General features: G+C 51.7%; 14 protein-coding genes, 1 tRNA gene and 1 pseudogene. 4 read left to right on the top strand and 12 right to left on the bottom strand.

Annotated features, from left to right (window positions below):
• Positions 1 to 13: 13 nt before the first annotated feature.
• Positions 14 to 604 carry an O-methyltransferase gene (locus tag GS3922_RS09605; RefSeq protein WP_063166170.1) on the bottom strand — a complete coding sequence of 197 codons (591 nt, stop codon included), beginning with the start codon at positions 602 to 604 and terminating at the stop codon, positions 14 to 16.
• Positions 605 to 767: 163 nt separating this feature from the next.
• On the bottom strand, positions 768 to 1,532 hold the full coding sequence (locus tag GS3922_RS09610; RefSeq protein ID WP_063166171.1) for a ferritin-like domain-containing protein: 765 nt from the start codon (positions 1,530 to 1,532) through the stop codon (positions 768 to 770).
• A gap of 293 nt (positions 1,533 to 1,825) precedes the next feature.
• On the opposite strand from GS3922_RS09610, the gene GS3922_RS17625 reads away from it, so the two are divergent.
• Entirely contained in the window at positions 1,826 to 1,963 is a 138-nt protein-coding gene (locus GS3922_RS17625; RefSeq protein ID WP_156485821.1) for a hypothetical protein, read from the top strand.
• Between the two features lie 66 nt (positions 1,964 to 2,029).
• Here GS3922_RS17625 and GS3922_RS09615 read toward each other — a convergent pair whose 3' ends face one another.
• The 3 genes and pseudogenes from GS3922_RS09615 to GS3922_RS09625 all read right to left on the bottom strand — a co-directional run bounded on the left by GS3922_RS09615 (position 2,030) and on the right by GS3922_RS09625 (position 4,954).
• A complete protein-coding gene (locus GS3922_RS09615) occupies positions 2,030 to 3,688 on the bottom strand; it encodes an IS1634 family transposase (protein ID WP_063165535.1) in 1,659 nt (552 codons plus the stop codon).
• Positions 3,689 to 3,784: 96 nt separating this feature from the next.
• A pseudogene (locus GS3922_RS09620) lies at positions 3,785 to 4,519 on the bottom strand (UPF0236 family transposase-like protein); the annotation flags it as partial.
• Positions 4,520 to 4,881: 362 nt separating this feature from the next.
• Positions 4,882 to 4,954: transfer RNA gene (locus tag GS3922_RS09625), tRNA-Arg, on the bottom strand.
• 751 nt (positions 4,955 to 5,705) lie between these two features.
• Here GS3922_RS09625 and GS3922_RS09630 point away from each other — a divergent pair.
• A complete protein-coding gene (locus GS3922_RS09630; protein ID WP_063166172.1) occupies positions 5,706 to 6,473 on the top strand; it encodes a DODA-type extradiol aromatic ring-opening family dioxygenase in 768 nt (255 codons plus the stop codon).
• A gap of 62 nt (positions 6,474 to 6,535) precedes the next feature.
• On the opposite strand, the gene GS3922_RS09635 is transcribed toward GS3922_RS09630, so the two are convergent.
• Positions 6,536 to 7,702 (bottom strand): HEAT repeat domain-containing protein, encoded by a 1,167-nt coding sequence (locus tag GS3922_RS09635; protein ID WP_014195544.1) that lies wholly within the window; start codon positions 7,700 to 7,702, stop codon positions 6,536 to 6,538.
• Between the two features lie 275 nt (positions 7,703 to 7,977).
• Between GS3922_RS09635 and GS3922_RS09640 the strand changes: the two genes are divergently transcribed.
• Positions 7,978 to 8,331 (top strand): coiled-coil domain-containing protein, encoded by a 354-nt coding sequence (locus GS3922_RS09640; RefSeq protein WP_047818198.1) that lies wholly within the window; start codon positions 7,978 to 7,980, stop codon positions 8,329 to 8,331.
• Positions 8,332 to 8,384: 53 nt separating this feature from the next.
• Here GS3922_RS09640 and GS3922_RS09645 read toward each other — a convergent pair whose 3' ends face one another.
• The 3 genes from GS3922_RS09645 to GS3922_RS09655 all read right to left on the bottom strand — a co-directional run bounded on the left by GS3922_RS09645 (position 8,385) and on the right by GS3922_RS09655 (position 11,573).
• Positions 8,385 to 9,290 carry a pseudouridine-5'-phosphate glycosidase gene (locus GS3922_RS09645; RefSeq protein WP_063167368.1) on the bottom strand — a complete coding sequence of 302 codons (906 nt, stop codon included), beginning with the start codon at positions 9,288 to 9,290 and terminating at the stop codon, positions 8,385 to 8,387.
• A 2-nt stretch (positions 9,291 to 9,292) separates the two neighbouring features.
• The gene (locus tag GS3922_RS09650; protein WP_172796409.1) at positions 9,293 to 10,228 is read right to left on the bottom strand and encodes a carbohydrate kinase family protein; all 936 of its coding nucleotides are present in this window, start codon (positions 10,226 to 10,228) and stop codon (positions 9,293 to 9,295) included.
• 124 nt (positions 10,229 to 10,352) lie between these two features.
• Positions 10,353 to 11,573: a YeeE/YedE family protein gene (locus GS3922_RS09655; RefSeq protein WP_063166174.1), complete on the bottom strand. Its 1,221-nt coding sequence runs from the start codon at positions 11,571 to 11,573 to the stop codon at positions 10,353 to 10,355.
• Positions 11,574 to 11,723: 150 nt separating this feature from the next.
• On the opposite strand from GS3922_RS09655, the gene mscL reads away from it, so the two are divergent.
• Positions 11,724 to 12,119: a large conductance mechanosensitive channel protein MscL gene (gene mscL / locus GS3922_RS09660; RefSeq protein WP_063166175.1), complete on the top strand. Its 396-nt coding sequence runs from the start codon at positions 11,724 to 11,726 to the stop codon at positions 12,117 to 12,119.
• Between the two features lie 380 nt (positions 12,120 to 12,499).
• Here the strand turns inward: mscL and GS3922_RS09665 are convergent, their stop codons facing one another.
• The 3 genes from GS3922_RS09665 to hutI all read right to left on the bottom strand — a co-directional run bounded on the left by GS3922_RS09665 (position 12,500) and on the right by hutI (position 15,878).
• Positions 12,500 to 13,036, bottom strand: coding sequence for a DUF4871 domain-containing protein (locus GS3922_RS09665; protein WP_063166176.1), 537 nt, complete (start codon positions 13,034 to 13,036; stop codon positions 12,500 to 12,502).
• Positions 13,037 to 13,176: 140 nt separating this feature from the next.
• Positions 13,177 to 14,505 (bottom strand): YjiH family protein, encoded by a 1,329-nt coding sequence (locus GS3922_RS09670; protein WP_063166177.1) that lies wholly within the window; start codon positions 14,503 to 14,505, stop codon positions 13,177 to 13,179.
• A 98-nt stretch (positions 14,506 to 14,603) separates the two neighbouring features.
• Positions 14,604 to 15,878 carry an imidazolonepropionase gene (gene hutI, locus GS3922_RS09675; RefSeq protein WP_063166178.1) on the bottom strand — a complete coding sequence of 425 codons (1,275 nt, stop codon included), beginning with the start codon at positions 15,876 to 15,878 and terminating at the stop codon, positions 14,604 to 14,606.

Genomic DNA, 15,878 nt, shown 5'->3' on the forward strand with positions numbered 1-15,878 from the left:
CGATTCCCCCGTTTCAATTAATTTTTTTATAGAAAAGTGAAATTCCTTTTCCAATTGGAACCAAGACTTCCTCATACATTCCACAAGCACGAATGATTGAAAAAAACGGAACTAAATCATCTGGATTTGGATACAATGAATTATCAACCAACAATAAACCACCAGGAACTAAAATGTCATCAATATATCTCCACCAATCAACATAATAAGTTCGGACAGCATCTAGAAAGATAACATCTTGTTTTCCTTTAAACGACTGTAAAACATCGCCGATGTTCTCGTGGATGGGGTTTATTAATGTTTCTGTTCTCGCTTTTTTAAAATGTTCCAAAGCAATGAGATATTTCTGTTCATGCCATTCCACTGTAGTTACGATACCGCCGCGCTGTCTCAGTGCTTCCGCTATCCATATGGTAGAATAGCCACAACCTGTGCCAAGCTCAAGTACAGTTGAGTAGTGACTGAGAGAGAGCAGAATATATAAAAATCGCCCTGCATCTTCACCTATAATCAGCATCTGATCCTTCTTTTCCGTTGTACGGCTGTCATGTTCGGTAGCAAATTGTTGTATGTCTTTTAAAATTAGCAATGTTCGTTCGTCCATTCATTGTTCCTCGCTTTCCAAAATGATATTCTTCTATGTATCATGAATAAGTATCATGAATAAAATAAAAATAGTGAAAACACTCGTACCTTCTCATGTAACACCATGAAAAGGAAACGAGTGTACGCTCTTTTATCCTAATTATTTGTTTGACGAGGGAACACTAGCAATAATATTTTGCAAGATAGTCCATCATACGGCTCATGTCCGTCCACGTCTCTCTGTTTGTCTGACGGAATGCCTCCTCTAGTGCTGCTTCCACTTCTTCTTGTTTTCCGTTTGCAGCCCACTCGTGCAAAAGCATACCTGTGTAGCCAACATGACGAATCTCATCGTTCAAGATCACTTTCAGAACGTCCAAGGTTTTCTCCGGCCATCCTTCTTTCACAAAGTCCGTCTTGCTTAGATAGTCAATATACAGCTTTAGACAACGCCAAGAGCGCATTTCAATTGTATGGACACGAGCAGTAAAAACAATGAGGTCTTCATGATAATCTTTTATATCGTCCCACTTTTTTAACATTTCTTCACTCTCTGCGATTTCAAGCTCACCACCCAAATCTTGAAGAAGACCTCCAAAAAGACGCGAATGTCTCTCCTCATCAAGAGCATGACGGTGCATTAACTGTTGAATTCGAGGGTCTCCGCTGCGTTCACCCATTAAATCGACACGCAGAGAACCAGATGCTTCATCGGTCGTATTCTGGTGCAACATGTGATATTTCCAATTAGGAATTTCTTTCATTAGAAAGTGGACTAAATTTTTAAACACATCTGTCTCATATGAAAGGAAGTTGTTGATCAACGAGCTCATTTTTTTAGAATAGGGGTTATTTATATCAAAATTACTATCATAATCCTTGAGTAATTGGAACAAATCTTGACGGATACTATCCGATCCGACAATAGTTTGCAGTTCATTTGCCATTAGTAAAAACCTCCTTCTAATAATAGTAGAGAGGGTTCCGTACCAAGTTCTCTTGATACGGAACCTATGAGGAAGGATTAGTCTTCCTTGCTGAATGAAGAATTCAAGCGAAGAAACTTAGGTGGAACGGCTTCTGCTGAACCCTTTGTTAACTTTAAAGAACAAAGGGTTTTTGCTCTCAATTTACTGAGATTCATACGCTGTAACTATTCAGCCACATCATAAAGTGAGCTGAATATTTTCTTCTTTCCTTGTCTATGATGTGAATACTGATAGACAAGGAGGTGAATCGCATGTTGACGGTACAACAAGCTGTATTTACAGTTGAAAGCTTAATCAGCAAAGTCCAACAACAAAAGCAGCTCATTACTCACATTTCGCACCCTAACAAGGTCAAAACAAAGGATTTTTTATTTAGTTTTTCAGAATAACTTTTTGACCAACACGACGAGCGATGGCTATCCTTTTTTTACCATCGCTGGTCGTTCCGTATGACGTTACACGTAAATGCTCTCATCCAGCCCCAACCCCTGCAGAATCCTTCGTTGTTCAGGGGTGAGGGAGCGATCCAGTGAGCGTTGGATGCGTCCATCCGGCAGCTCCAGGAGGACGACGTTCACATATTGAAACAGCTGGAAAATCGCCTGCCCCGTCGGTCGGGTCAGCTTGCGGCCTCCGGCGCCCTTTAATGGGTGTTCGGGTGTGATGAACTGGCGCACCCGGCGCTGAAAGACGCGGTAAATGGCCAAGGCCAAGAGAAACAAATAGCCCAATACCGCAACTCGTTCTGGCTTTTTGACATAGATCTCATCCGTGAAAAAAGGGTCTTTCAAAAAAGCGAAGTTCATTTCCACCGAGATCTGCCCTTTATATAGCTTCAAGATCTCTTGGGCATCCATTTGTTGGCCCTTCCATTCCTCCGGAACGGTCGTGACGAGGACAAACCGGGACGCTTTCCGTCTTGCCTGTTCCCACGCGTTTTGGTCGAATTCGACGTCAAGGCGCAAGAGATACCGCGTCTCCATCTCGGGTTCCGCCCCTTTTTTCGGCCGTCCGCGCCGTTTTTTCGGGCGTACGATCTCTTCGACCGCGGCCTTGACCTGATGAAACCGTGGGCGAAGGGACGTCTTGAGGGACGCCAAGGCTTGTTCAGCGTCTTCCCGGCACGAGAAAGGGTGGCGCTCCCAATGGGCTTGTTCCTCGCGAAGAAGCTCCGCTTCTTTGGTTCGTTCTTTTTCGAGCGTCTTTCCTTTTCGCTGGTCGAGCGCACTCGATTCGACGACGATCAGCCGAACGGGGTGGCCTTCATAGGTGGAGGATGTTTCCCATACCCGGTACGTGGCGCCGTTTCTCTCCGCCAGGGTAAAGGGGTCGCTCCACGGGATGTGGGCCGAATCGGCCTCCGCTAATGCCCGTTTCACGATCCGAAGCGACGAAGGGCCTCGGGTGATCAAAAAGGCGTTGGCCGCTTTGGTTTGCGCCAGAGTGTCTTTTGTCATCGCGGCGGAATCGGCCACGTAAATCCATTCGTCTTCCATCTTGGCTTGTTTGAGCTGTTCGTGGACACGGGACAGCACCTCCGGATTCCACGTTTTGTCAGGCAGGTTGCCGTCGTGCACATCGCCGTAAAACGGGATGCCGTCCTCGTTGCCGACCAGTCCGAAGCCGATCTGTTTTTGCCAACGATGATGGCGGTTATAGCCATGTGTGATCTGCAAAGCCTCTAATGAGGCCGATTCATACGCGCCGTAAACCGTCTTGTCCGTCGTATCGGCGTGAAAGGCTCGGAGGGAAAGGCCTTCTTTGCGATAAATGTGAATCAAGCAAGTGCTGATCACCTTGTGAATGTCGGCCTCATACAAGCGGTCGAGATGACGAGCCAAGGCATCGTCGTTCAACCAGGAAGGATGGAGACCGGGACGGATGAGTTTCTCACAATCGACCTCCTGAGCCCATCGTTCCACGTGAACGAGGGCTTGCCGGCCGTCAAACAGATTGTAGATGATGGCCTGAACGGCATCGCTGACTCGAGTCTGGCACTGTGGATCAACGGGAACGAGATGGTCAATCAATTGGGGCAGGCCCAGTTTCTTGAATAGGGCACTTATTATATTCAAATAATCATTACGATAGACCTTTTTGACTTGAACGTTCATGAGAGAAAAACTCCTTCACTTTCCTTGTGTGTCAAGGATTCATTCGACATCGGAACGAAAAAATCCTCCCGATTTTCGTTGGGAGGGTGCGAAATGTGAGATCCACGACGCCGCGTCGCCGTTGATGATCAAAAGGTCCCGGCACGGATCATAGGCATATTCGTTCATCAGCCACTCTTCAAACCGTTCCCACACGTCTCCCGCCCCTTCATGGAGGTAGTGGCGCCGGTTCACGAGCTCAAGCTGCGAGCCGTTTCGTCTCCATCCCTCGTGAACCGCCAGGATTTTCTCTTCTTTCGCCCGTTTCCCTTTCCCCTGGCGGGAAATGAACAGCCCATCCGCCTCCACAAACAGCACTCGGCCGTGCCGTTGGGAAACAGGGCGGTGCAGCGAGACAGGGGCCTCCAGCACCAGTTGGCGAATCGCCTCGTGGCTTAGGACCGCATACCCCACGATCGACTCCAACGTACGGGCTGCTTTGCGGTAGGAAGAGCACTCTACGGCCAACTCGACCGCCGTTTCCTCGAGGCAAGGGCTGATCGACTGCGCTCCATCAAAGCCCAGTTCGGCATCCAGCAAGAAGGTATACGCCCCCGCCTGCCGATCATAGTAGTAGTTCCGTCGAAACGTCACTTCTCCAAACAGCGTTTGGATCGTGGTCGGCCGTTTGTCTTTCAGCTGATACCGGCGCTTGTCCCGCGCTTCCGCCAGTTGTTGATCAATCTCCTCCAAAAGGGTCGCCAACAAGACAGCGAACACCTTTTGAAGAGTTCTGACTAATTGTTCCTCCAGCTCTTTTAATAAAGGCCATTCTGTGGTAAGATGTTTCATGGACTCTCTCCCTCCTGTTTTCGGTTGATGTTGACAATCACCATCATAGCAGGGAGAGAGTCCTTTTTGCATGACATTTGCTTTTTTCTACCGCGCTTCGCTTGGTGGCCCCGACGAGCGTCGCGAACAAAAGTTCGCAACCCTCGTCGGGGATCATTTCGGAATGTCACCCACAAATATTTTACTCACACCACTTACTCCCTTTGGTCGTTGAAGTGGGGGTCTCCTCGCCAAAGACGATGAAATACATTCGCCATGACAGGATCTTTCCGCCATTTCCGCAAACGCTCGATCGGGGTGAGCTGCGGCGAATATGGCGGGAGATAAAGAAAAAACCCCCGCATCGCAAGGGTTTTCACTAACGGCCCCGAGAGGATTCGAACCTCCGACGCACGGTTTAGGAAACCGACGCTCTATCCACTGAGCTACGGGGCCATGATAAGAATGTACACCTAAGCGCTGGGACGGCTAGGGGAGAGACTCCATCCCCTCGAGACGTCGAGAATTCCGATTGTTTGATCCGTTCCTGGTTTTTTGAGGAAAAACATCGAAACGAGACCGCTCCTTGCCTTTGGCGCTGTGCAACCGATCAAACGCGCGGCCAGTTTGAGAATATGTTCATTGTTTGGTTGCCAGTGAACTGGGGGCAGGCTCTAGTCATGTTTGTTGATGCATACCGTTTATGGCGTGTCAGACGGGTATATTATAACTGATTTTTTGCTGTTTTAAAAGGTTAAATGGACAAGGAAAAGTTTTGCAAGTGCATAGAATGGCAAAGGATGCTTATGCTACACTAAGGGTAAGGGGATTGGCAAGGGAAGCGGCCCATACACCGTTTTTCGTCGAATCGTCTAGAAAGGCCGACGAGGAATGAAAAAGGCGGCTCATCCCCATTATTTTTTTCAATTAGGGAAGCCTTGTCAGATCTGTCCCCCTTTCTGATGAACTGCCACCGGTTCAAGCAAAAAACAAATTTTTCACCAGCTCTCTAGGAGGTTGGTGATTTACTTGCGCAACCGCTTCTGGAAATCGGTTCTCAAGTAGAAAAAACTTGTTGCATCAGCCTCTATGTTCGCGCGTTCAATCATCGATCAAGTCAAACAGTGGTTTTTCACCAACCTTCTAGAGGCGGCATCAGGCTGCAAAGTGTTGATCCGTCAATATGACTCAAGGGAGGAATGGAACGATGAACCCCCCTGCCCTATTTCTCGCCCACGGTTCGCCGATATTGGCGATCGAAGACAATGCGTACACGGCGTTTTTGAAAAAGCTTGGGGAAGGAATTCGCCCGCAGGCGGTCGTCATCTTTACAGCGCATTGGATGACGCGCCAACCGACGGTTTCGGCGGTTGAGGGGACGTATGACATGATTTATGATTTTTCCGGGTTTCCGCGCGAGCTGTATGAAGTGGTGTATCCGGCGCGCGGGTCGGTCGAGTGGGCGGAGCGCGTGCGCGAGCGTCTCGCTGGTGTGGCGGAAGTGGCCGTTGATTCCACGCGCGGGCTGGATCACGGTTCTTGGGTGTTGTTGCACCGCCTATTTCCCAACGCTGACATCCCGATTGTGCAAGCGTCGGTCGTGCCGTGGTGGACGCCGAAGCAATTATTCCAGCTTGGTGAGGCGCTGCGTCCATTGCGTGACGAAGGATTGATGGTCATCGGCAGCGGCGGGACGGTGCACAATTTGATGGCGCTCCGTTGGGAAGGGCATGCGGAGGCAGAAAGCTGGGCGGCCGCTTTTGATGACTGGCTGTTGCGCGAGTCAGCCGCCCGCAGTGAGGATGTATTCCATTATGAAGAAAAAGCACCTTACGCCAAGCAGGCCGTACCGACCCCCGAACACCTCGCGCCGTATTGGATCGCTTACGGCGCAGGCGATCGCGGCGGGGCGCCGCGCGTGTTGTTCCGAGAATATCAATATGGAAGCTTAAGCCTCATGGCTGTGTCTTTTTAAAAGGCCCGCCTCCGACGCCACCGCGTGGGGGCGGGCTGTTTCTTTGAGACAAAGCAGCGTTCTCATTTGCCACAGCACTTTTTATACTTTTTCCCGCTGCCGCACGGACATGGGTCGTTACGGCCGATTTTTCGCTCTTTTCGGCGGTATGGGATGTTGGTCGGCCGCGGAGGTGTTTGCAGCACGGCTTGAAAATGGCGATACCGCTGCTCGGCAATGGCTCTCCACGTTTCCAGCTTCGGGTGATCGATCTCTAGAATCGTATAATAGGCGTACGCGTTCTGTTCGACATCAATCATCCAAGAACGCCCTCGTTTTTCCGCTCTTTTTACATACTGCTCTACTTCTGGGAGCGCCTCTTTATCCAGCTGATGGCAAAGCGCCTCAAAGCAAAATGCTTGGAGGTCATCATCGCGCTGCTTGGAAAAGACTTCTCGCAATACACGCACGGCCTGTTTAGATTTGATGTTGGCGAGCACATGAATAGCGGACAGCGCCGTGTCTTCCTGAAACGCATATGGGCGCACCGCTTCGATCGTTTCTTCACGTTGGAACATCGATAAGGTGGAAACGGCTTGATCAACAAGCACATCACCGTCTTGTTGTTCCAACAGTCGGGCGAGGCGGGGAATATATTCAGCGGCGCCGACGAGCGAGACCGCATACACCGCCAAAATGCCGTCATACGAAAACCAAGGCTGTTGCTCGTTTTTCATCCATGTCAGACCGATATCTTCCTTCGTCATCCATCCGCGTTCAACGAGAATGCGCACGGCTTGCTTGGCTACTAAAAACCAATCGTGATTGTGAAACTCTTCCTCGTGCAAATGCGAAAGCACTGAAAAATAGTGTTCCCATACGTCATCTTCCGTTCCTTCTAAAGCAAGGCGGACAGCTCGCTGCCAAGACCGCGGGAAGTGAGGGAGCAGCTGTTCTCCGTATTTTTCGAGCTGGGCGGCTGGAAACGGGAAAAACCAACGGATGTACTTCGCTGCATCTTTCATGCTCAACAACTGCTCAAGCGCTCGGTCGGTCAACGGCTGTTTGGAGATGCCGTGCAAAATCATCCTCCGTGTTTCTTCGTTGTCCGCCGTTACAGCCTCATCCACCAAACGCTCCACAAGCGCGGCTGGAATATCCGGATACTCTTCGATTGCGTCAAACGCAAACTGGCGGAGGACAGGATGGTCGCTAAACAAATGCGGCTCGATTGTTTGAATAAAGGACATGATCACACCTTCTTTTTTTCTGAAATTTCCCCCCGTCGCTGACAGAATATCGACATTCAACCTCCTCGCGACGGGTTTGCGGGTTCTTCCTTCATACATGGAACACAAGCAGCGGCCGATGCGATGGAAATGGGCAGCCAAAGGAGCTCTTGGTCATTTCAAACATCACAGCATCTCCTCCTCTATCATAGACAAAATCCGCTTGATTTGAAACCGTTTTTCCTTCTCGCAAACTCGCTTGTTTGATATGCTAGAAATGGAAGGAGGTGAAGAGGGTGGAAGAAAAAACGATATTGGCGCAAATTTTGCAAGTGCTTGATTTGTACGCGTCCGATATGCGCAAGCAGTTCGAAGCGCTCCATGAGAAATTCGACTCGCTCCAACGCCAAGTCCAAGCGTTGAATGAAAAAACGGATGAAATGGACAAGCGCATTGAGGAGATGGACGGACGGTTTGAGCGGCAGATTGCCCAGTTGGAGCGCACCGTGAACGAACGGTTCGAACGGCTCGAAGCGAAACTCGGCCACATCCGCGTCGAACCAGTTGAAACACAAGAAACAGTCGACTTCCACTCCGTCAAAATCGCCCAGCATGATCGAAAAATCCGCCATTTGCTTCACGCTCGATAAATCCTCCACCGCCATCATGCCCCCGCCCTCCCATCAAGGCGGGAGCGTTCGCATCAAGAAAGCTCTCGGGCAAGGTCGGCCGCCAAGGCGGCGTTGTTTTTCACTAAGGCGATGTTCGCTTTTAAACTTTTCCCTTCAGTTAATGTTTTCACCCGGTCAAGCAAAAACGGGGTGACCGCTTTGCCGGTGATGCGCTTTTCTTCCGCTTCCTTGAGCGCTTGTTCGATGATGGCCGTGATGTACGATTCCTCGAGCTCGTCCTCTGGTGGAACTGGATTGGCGACGACGATGCCGCCGTCTAAGCCGAGCGCCCATTTGGTTTCAATGAACGTGGCGATCTCTTTGGCGCTATCTAAGCGATAATCGACGGGAAACGGGCTTGTCCGCGAGTAAAACGCCGGCAGGACGTCCGTCTGATAGCCGAGAACCGGAACGCCGTGCGTCTCGAGGTACTCGAGCGTCAACCCTAAATCCAAAATTGATTTCGCCCCGGCGCAGACGACCGCGACGTTTGTCCGCGCCAACTCTTGCAAGTCAGCCGAGATGTCCATCGTCCGCTCGGCGCCGCGGTGCACCCCGCCGATGCCGCCGGTCGCAAACACGCGAATCCCCGCCATCGCCGCACAAATCATCGTCCCCGCCACCGTGGTCGCCCCGTGTTTCTTTTTCGCGACGACATACGGCAAGTCGCGGCGGCTCACTTTTTCAATGTCGCGGCTTGTGCCTAAAAACTCAAGCTCGTCATCCGTTAGCCCGATTTTGATTTTTCCATCGATGATCGCGATCGTCGCCGGCACGGCGCCGCGGTCGCGGATCAGTTGTTCGACGTCTTTCGCCGTTTGCACGTTTTCCGGGTACGGCATGCCGTGGGAAATGATCGTTGATTCCAAAGCGACGATCGGCTTTTGTTCCGCTTTCGCCGCGGCCACTTCTTCAGAAAAAACAAGGATGTCGTTCATCATCATTCTCCTCCTTCGCGAAAATACTGTTCATGCGCTGCTCGCAACTGTTGTTCCGTCAGAGCGGGATGCACCGTTTCAGCCGTCTGCAGCGTCAATGCCGCGTTGCTCATCCCGAGGCGGCAGGCGTCTTTAACCGAATGTCCATTCAGGACGCCGTACAAAAATCCGGCCGCAAACGCATCGCCTGCTCCGGTAGCGTCGATGACCTTGATGGCGGGAGCCGCGATCGTTCCCCTCTTCCCTTTCCTTGTCGCGTACACGACACCCTCGGCCCCACGCGTAATGACGATGGTTTCCACTCCGAAACGAAAAAGCGATTCGATCGCATCATCAAGGCGGCGTTTCCCCGCAAGCGCCATGGCTTCCGCCTGATTCGTGACGAGCCACATGACACCGGCGAGATCGGCCGGCAATCGCTTCACTTTAGGCACGGACACGGTCACGGCGCAAAGAGGGAGGCGTTCTTGGCGGCACTGCCCGATCACCCAGGAGATGACATCGGGCGGAAAATTCGTATCGAGCACGACAGCGGAAATCGGACCGAGCTCCCGCCATCGCTGCTTCAGCCATTCGCTTCGTACGGCATCATAAATCGCCATATCGGCCAAGGCGAGCACCATCTCGCCATGCTCATCAAGCACCGCTGTATACGCCCCGGTGTTCGCTTCGGGGATCCGCGTGACCAGCCTTGTGTCAACATATGGACTCGTGGCATCAATGAGCCATTGCCCGTCATGATCGTCACCGACCACGCTGAGGAGGGCAACGTTTTGCCCGAGCCTCCCGAGATTTTCAGCGATGTTTCTCGCCACCCCGCCTGCGGTCTGCGCGCTCGCGACAGGGTGGGACGTGCCGAGCTCAAGCGGCACAAGCAGCCGCGCTTTCCGATCGACATTCGCCCCGCCGATGCAGACGATGGAAGCTTTCGTTCGCATGCCTTTCATCCTTTCTATCGCATCCATTCGAAACTGACGCGCCTTCTTCCAACCTTTACTATTGTATCATACAGCACCTGCAAATGAAAAACGCATCCCGCCTATATAGCGGGATGCAAGATTGCTAGTTTTTATATGCGCAATACGGACGCAACTTGACACCAATCAAGCTGCCAAGGAAGGCAAACACAAACCAAATCCAGCCATGGACGCTGAAGGAAGCGATGCCGCTGAAGTACGCGCCGATGTTGCAGCCGAACGCCAACCGGGCGCCGTAACCCATCATCAATCCGCCGATGAGCGCGCCAATCGTCATGCGCGTCGGCCGCTTCCATTGCACCGGCTTCGCATAGCGGCCAGCAAACGCCGCGGCCAGTAAAGCACCGAACATTAAGCTAATGTCCATGACCGTCGTTGTGTCATAATAAAGTGGATTGGCGAGCGCCTGCTGTTTCGCCTCGCCTTGCCAATAAGCCCATGCCGTCGGATCGGCGCCAAACAGCTGAACAAACTTCGCCCCCCACAGAGCAAACGCGGATGTGATCCCCCACGGCGAACCTTTGAACATGAGAACAAGCACGTTCATCAGCGCCAATAATAGCGCGCCGACCAGCAATGACCACGGACCTTTGTAAATGGTTTTCCATCCGTGGCGGCGTTCAAGCGGTATCGTCAACAGCTTGCCGTGGCGCCGCTTTTCCATCACCGTCACGACGTAATAGACAACCGCTAGCAAAACAAGCTGCAATAGAAAGCCGCCCCACGCGCCGAACGAGGCAATAAGCGAAATCGGCTCAACGTGCGGCATACGCATCCAAACATCAAAATGCGTCGTTGCAATGACCGATCCGGCGATAAATCCGATCAAAGTAACGACGCCGTTCGCATCACCGCCACCGATATGATACAGCGTCCCGGACGCGCAGCCGTCACCCAGCTGCATGCCGATCCCGAAAATAAAGGCGCCAATCATAACGGCAATGCCGACTTCATGCACATTCCCGGCCACGGAATGGCCGAATATCGATCCTTTCAGCAGCAACGGCAAAAACAATGCACTGGCCACCGCCATCATGATCATCTGCGCTCGAATGCCTTCTCCTTGGCGGTACAAAATGAATTTCCGCCAGGCCGAAGTAAAACCGAAATGGGCCTGGTAAAGCACAAAGCCGCCGAACGCTCCCAACAAATACAACAGCGCTTGTTGCCAGGACACACGGCTGTATAAGAACAATGCTCCACCGATTAACACGAAGCAGGAGACTGCAATGATCCATGCCGTCGGATTTTTCGGAGCGTTCGCCGCCTGTTTCGCGCGAACGTCTTGTTGTGCAGTCATTTCCATGGTGCACTTCCTCCTTTGCTGTTTGTTCATTAGCTTACTTTATAATACTATAAAATAGATTGTTTTTCTATGAATTAAATCAGAAAGTTTCAATGTTGCCACTGATCGGGTATAATGCAAACGAATCGTTTCAATAAGGAGGAGATCGGCATGTGGAACGAGTTTAAAAAATTCGCCGTCCGCGGCAATGTCATCGACTTGGCCGTCGGGGTCATTATCGGCGGGGCGTTTGGCAAAATCGTTTCTTCGCTCGTCAATGACATCATCATGCCGCTTGTCGGGCTGATTCTAGGCGGCATCAATTTCAGTGATTTGTCTTGGAAAGTCGGCAAAGCGGAAGTGAAATATGGGGCGTTTATCCAAACAGTCGTCGACTTTTTGATCATCGCGTTTTCGATTTTCCTGTTTGTGAAATTGATCAACACGCTGTATGAACGGGTGAAAAAGCAGGAAGAGGTGAAGGAAACAGCGCCGACGTTGACAAAAGAAGAGGAGCTGCTCACCGAGATTCGCGATTTGTTAAAGCAGCAGCGGGAAACGACGTGAAAGCCTGTCTCGGAGGTGGACAGGCTCTCAAAAACGGTAAACGAATCTCTTAACTATGTGAATATGTTACGGTGACTTGAGGGTGGATCGGCCTCCCCTGATTTGGAAGGGGGTGATGCCGATGACAGTATTTGAAGCATTGATGTTTTTTCGCAAGTCGCATGGTTTCAATACTGTCGCACAATCAAAAGAAATAATCCACCCTTAAGTTAACGAGGCGCTTAGGCGGATTATTTCCTTCTGCTCGCGCCGACCCCCTTTATGGGAACCGTCTATTGCGGGGCTGAAGGTGCAGCAACACCTTTGGCTTCACTTGTTATTTTGTCATCTCGAACCGAGAAGACCGCCACTTCCCAGCGTGAGCGTAAGTGGGAGAGCGTTCAATTTACGTCGATTACAACGTAATCCCAGTACGTTTTTCCAAGATAGACGAGTAATGCCCATTTTCCCGATTCACCAAGCCTTATATTTGATGGTATATGTGCGTCTGCACCATTATTCGAACCTCCTGGAACTCCCGTTGTCCAAACGGTTTTTCCGTCTAGTGTTAACGCAGGAGCTATATCGTTGCTGCCTTTTTTCACTGCAACGATTGTCAGTTCTCCTTCTGGAATGGAGTCCCCCCAGAAATGCCACATGTATTTGCTATCTTTGTTTGCTATAAACGGTGCATCAATGAAACCCACTTTGTTTGGTACTCCGCGCATTTTATAATTTCCAGATTGAAAAACCGGGCTTACTTCCCAATTGATATGACTGATTACTTTTTGATCTATTTTAACAGGTATTTTTTCAATATCACTCATCTCTTTTACCGAAGCTGTAGATTCAGCATTTTGGGCTTGTTTTTCATTCTTTTCCCATATACTGCATGCGGATAAAGAAAAAAGGATTACGATGACTAGCAAATGTTTCACATTTTCACCACCTTTCACTAATTTAATGATATCATATTTTTAGCGATTCCTCCCCGACTTTCGCTATCGCTTAGAAGTCGGGTTCTCCTCGCTTATTCCCAAGATGAAAGGAACATAACCCCCCAGGCGCCAACCCGTTGTCAAAGCAGCCAGTACGCAAGCGGAGCGGTGAGGACGAGCGTCAAGACGGTGCGTTCGAACCAGATGACCAGCAGCCTCGGCAAGCTGAGCGGAATTTCTGTAGATAAAATGCATGGAATGACAGCGGAAAAGAATAGGATCGCTGATACGGATACAACCGCAATAATGAATTTTGTGACAAGCGGTGCTTCGGTGACAAGCAAGGCTGGCAAAAACATTTCTGCGATTTCGATGGCCGAAGCTTTCGCGGCCAACAGCGGTTCAGGGATTTGCAACAGAAGGGTGAATGGATAGAACAGGTAACCCAACCAGTCAAACACCGGCGTATATTCAGCGAGCAGCAGCCCGATCAGCCCGACCGACATAATGGAAGGCAAAATGCCCATCGTCATGATAAAACCATCGCGCAAGTTTTCCCATATGTTCGTCCCAATCCCTTTTGACTGCGCTACCGCTTTCATCGCCTCAGACCAAGCTTGTTTCATATAGTTCCCCGTCACTCTTTGCTCGGGCTCCCCCTTGCCGTCGTAGTATTCGTCGCTCATGCGGCTTAGCGGCCACATCCGAGCGGTGAACGCTGTAACGGCAAACGTGACGAGAAAGGTCACCCAAAAATACGTATTCCATATTGACATTAACCCTAACGTTTTCGCGACAACCACCATAAATGTGACGGATACGGTGGAGAAGCCGGTAGCGATGATTGCCGCCTCTTTCACCGTATATTTGCCCTCTTTGAACACTTTGTTCGTGATCAAAAGACCGATGGAGTAGCTGCCGACAAAGGAGGCAACGGCATCGATGGCCGAGCGGCCCGGCGTTTTCCAAATCGGCCGCATGATCGGCTGCATCCACACACCGACGAATTCAAGCAGCCCGTAGCCAACAAGAAGAGCGAGAAAAACCGAGCCAATCGGCACAAGCAAGCCGACGGAAACGACGAGCTTATCGTACAAAAACGGCCCCATATCCGGCTGAAACAGCCATGCCGGACCAATCCGAAACACAAGCATAACGGCCACGATCAATCCAAGTACTTTGAGAATGGAAAAAACAGCGGTGACCGCGTCTTTGTTCCACGTCTTACTATAGAACGGATAAACCGCTCCAAGGGCAATAACGATAAGCGCATAATACGGGACGAGTCCCGGAAACTGCGCGCGAATCCATGTCACAATATGATCGAGCAAAATTGACGATGTGCCGCCGATCGAAACCGGGACGAAAAATACGAAAATGCCGATGGCGCTAAAGACGAAAAACTTCCATGCCCCGCTTGCCGGCGTTGGTGTCGGCGTGGATGGCGCCATGTTCGGATTCGCTTTCATTTCTCTCCACCCCCATTGTTCTTCGTTACGCAAGACTGGTACAACCGGAAGCATCCCGCTTCCGGTCGCCAACCGCTTCAACGGAAGACCATTCCCCTTCAAGCGCGCACCTTTCCTCCCGCCACCACCACCTTCCCATCCTTGATCACCGTCTCCGCATGGTTGACGCCGTAATAGTACATGATTTGTACGTAGTTCGGGACGTTGAAAACGACCAAATCCGCTTTCTTGCCTGGTTCAAGGCTGCCGATCACATGGGCGCGGCCGATGGCGTGGGCGGCGTTGATTGTGGCGGCGGCAAGCGCCTCGGCCGGGGTCATGCGCATATGCAAGCAGGCAAGGCTCATGACCAGCGGGAGCGAGACGGTCGGCGATGAGCCAGGGTTGCAGTCGGTCGCTAAGGCGACTGGGACGCCGGCGTCGAGCAAGCGGCGGGCGTTGGCGGCGTTGGTTAGTAAGAAAAACGCTGTGCCTGGCAGGAGGACGCCGATCACGCCGCGCTCCGCCATGCGGCGGAGGCCGTCATCAGAGGCACGAAGCAAGTGGTCGGCCGATATCGCCCCCACCTCAGCAGCCAGTTCGGCGCCGCCGTACGGTTCGATTTCATCGGCGTGGATTTTCGGCGTCAAGCCGTGCGCTTTGCCCGCTTCGAGGATGCGGCGCGCCTCATCAGGGGTGAACACGCCGCGCTCGCAAAAGACGTCGTTGAACTCAGCCAACCCCTGACGGCTGACTTCAGGAATCATTTCTTCGATGATCAAACGGATATATTCCTCCCGGTCGTGCTTCCACTCCGGCGGAACGGCGTGGGCGCCAAGAAAGGTGGAAACGACATCAACCGGGTGGGTATCATCGAGCCGCTTGACGACGTTAAGCTGCTTCATTTCATGCTCAAGGCTTAACCCGTAGCCGCTTTTCGCCTCAACGGTCGTGACGCCGTGAAGCAAAAACTGATCGAGCCGCCGCTTGCTTTCTTCATACAGCGTCTCTTCCGACGCCTCACGGGTTGCCTTTGTCGTCGCGTGAATGCCGCCGCCGGCGTTCATGATCTCCATATACGTCGCCCCGCCGAGGCGCATCGTCCATTCGTGTTCACGGCTGCCGGCGTAAACGAGATGGGTGTGCGGGTCGACAAGGCCGGGGGTGATCGTTTTGCCGCGGGCGTCGATCACCTCTGCTTCGGCAAGCCGGTCGGCAAATCGGTGAGCCAGTTCGTCGTCGGGACCAACGGCGGTGATCGTGCCGTTTTCAATCCAGACGCTGCCGTTTTCCATGATGGAAAGGTCGCTCATGTTCTTTCCCACAAGCGGGGCCGCGGAGCTTCCCGCCAGCGTGACGAGCTGGCGGGCGCGGCGGACAAAGAGCGGTCGCAT

This window comes from Geobacillus subterraneus, from assembly GCF_001618685.1.
GTDB lineage: Bacteria > Bacillota > Bacilli > Bacillales > Anoxybacillaceae > Geobacillus > Geobacillus subterraneus.

Bases quoted from the DNA above. Each gene is read 5' to 3' on its own strand.
- GS3922_RS09605 (WP_063166170.1), bottom strand. From the start codon at position 604: ATGGACGAACGAACATTGCTAATTTTAAAAGACATACAACAATTTGCT.
- GS3922_RS09610 (WP_063166171.1), bottom strand. From the start codon at position 1,532: ATGGCAAATGAACTGCAAACTATTGTCGGATCGGATAGTATCCGTCAA.
- GS3922_RS17625 (WP_156485821.1), top strand. From the start codon at position 1,826: ATGTTGACGGTACAACAAGCTGTATTTACAGTTGAAAGCTTAATCAGC.
- GS3922_RS09615 (WP_063165535.1), bottom strand. From the start codon at position 3,688: ATGAACGTTCAAGTCAAAAAGGTCTATCGTAATGATTATTTGAATATA.
- GS3922_RS09630 (WP_063166172.1), top strand. From the start codon at position 5,706: ATGAACCCCCCTGCCCTATTTCTCGCCCACGGTTCGCCGATATTGGCG.
- GS3922_RS09635 (WP_014195544.1), bottom strand. From the start codon at position 7,702: ATGTCCTTTATTCAAACAATCGAGCCGCATTTGTTTAGCGACCATCCT.
- GS3922_RS09645 (WP_063167368.1), bottom strand. From the start codon at position 9,290: ATGAACGACATCCTTGTTTTTTCTGAAGAAGTGGCCGCGGCGAAAGCG.
- GS3922_RS09650 (WP_172796409.1), bottom strand. From the start codon at position 10,228: ATGCGAACGAAAGCTTCCATCGTCTGCATCGGCGGGGCGAATGTCGAT.
- GS3922_RS09655 (WP_063166174.1), bottom strand. From the start codon at position 11,573: ATGGAAATGACTGCACAACAAGACGTTCGCGCGAAACAGGCGGCGAAC.
- mscL (WP_063166175.1), top strand. From the start codon at position 11,724: ATGTGGAACGAGTTTAAAAAATTCGCCGTCCGCGGCAATGTCATCGAC.
- GS3922_RS09670 (WP_063166177.1), bottom strand. From the start codon at position 14,505: ATGAAAGCGAATCCGAACATGGCGCCATCCACGCCGACACCAACGCCG.
- hutI (WP_063166178.1), bottom strand. From the start codon at position 15,878: ATGCGACCGCTCTTTGTCCGCCGCGCCCGCCAGCTCGTCACGCTGGCG.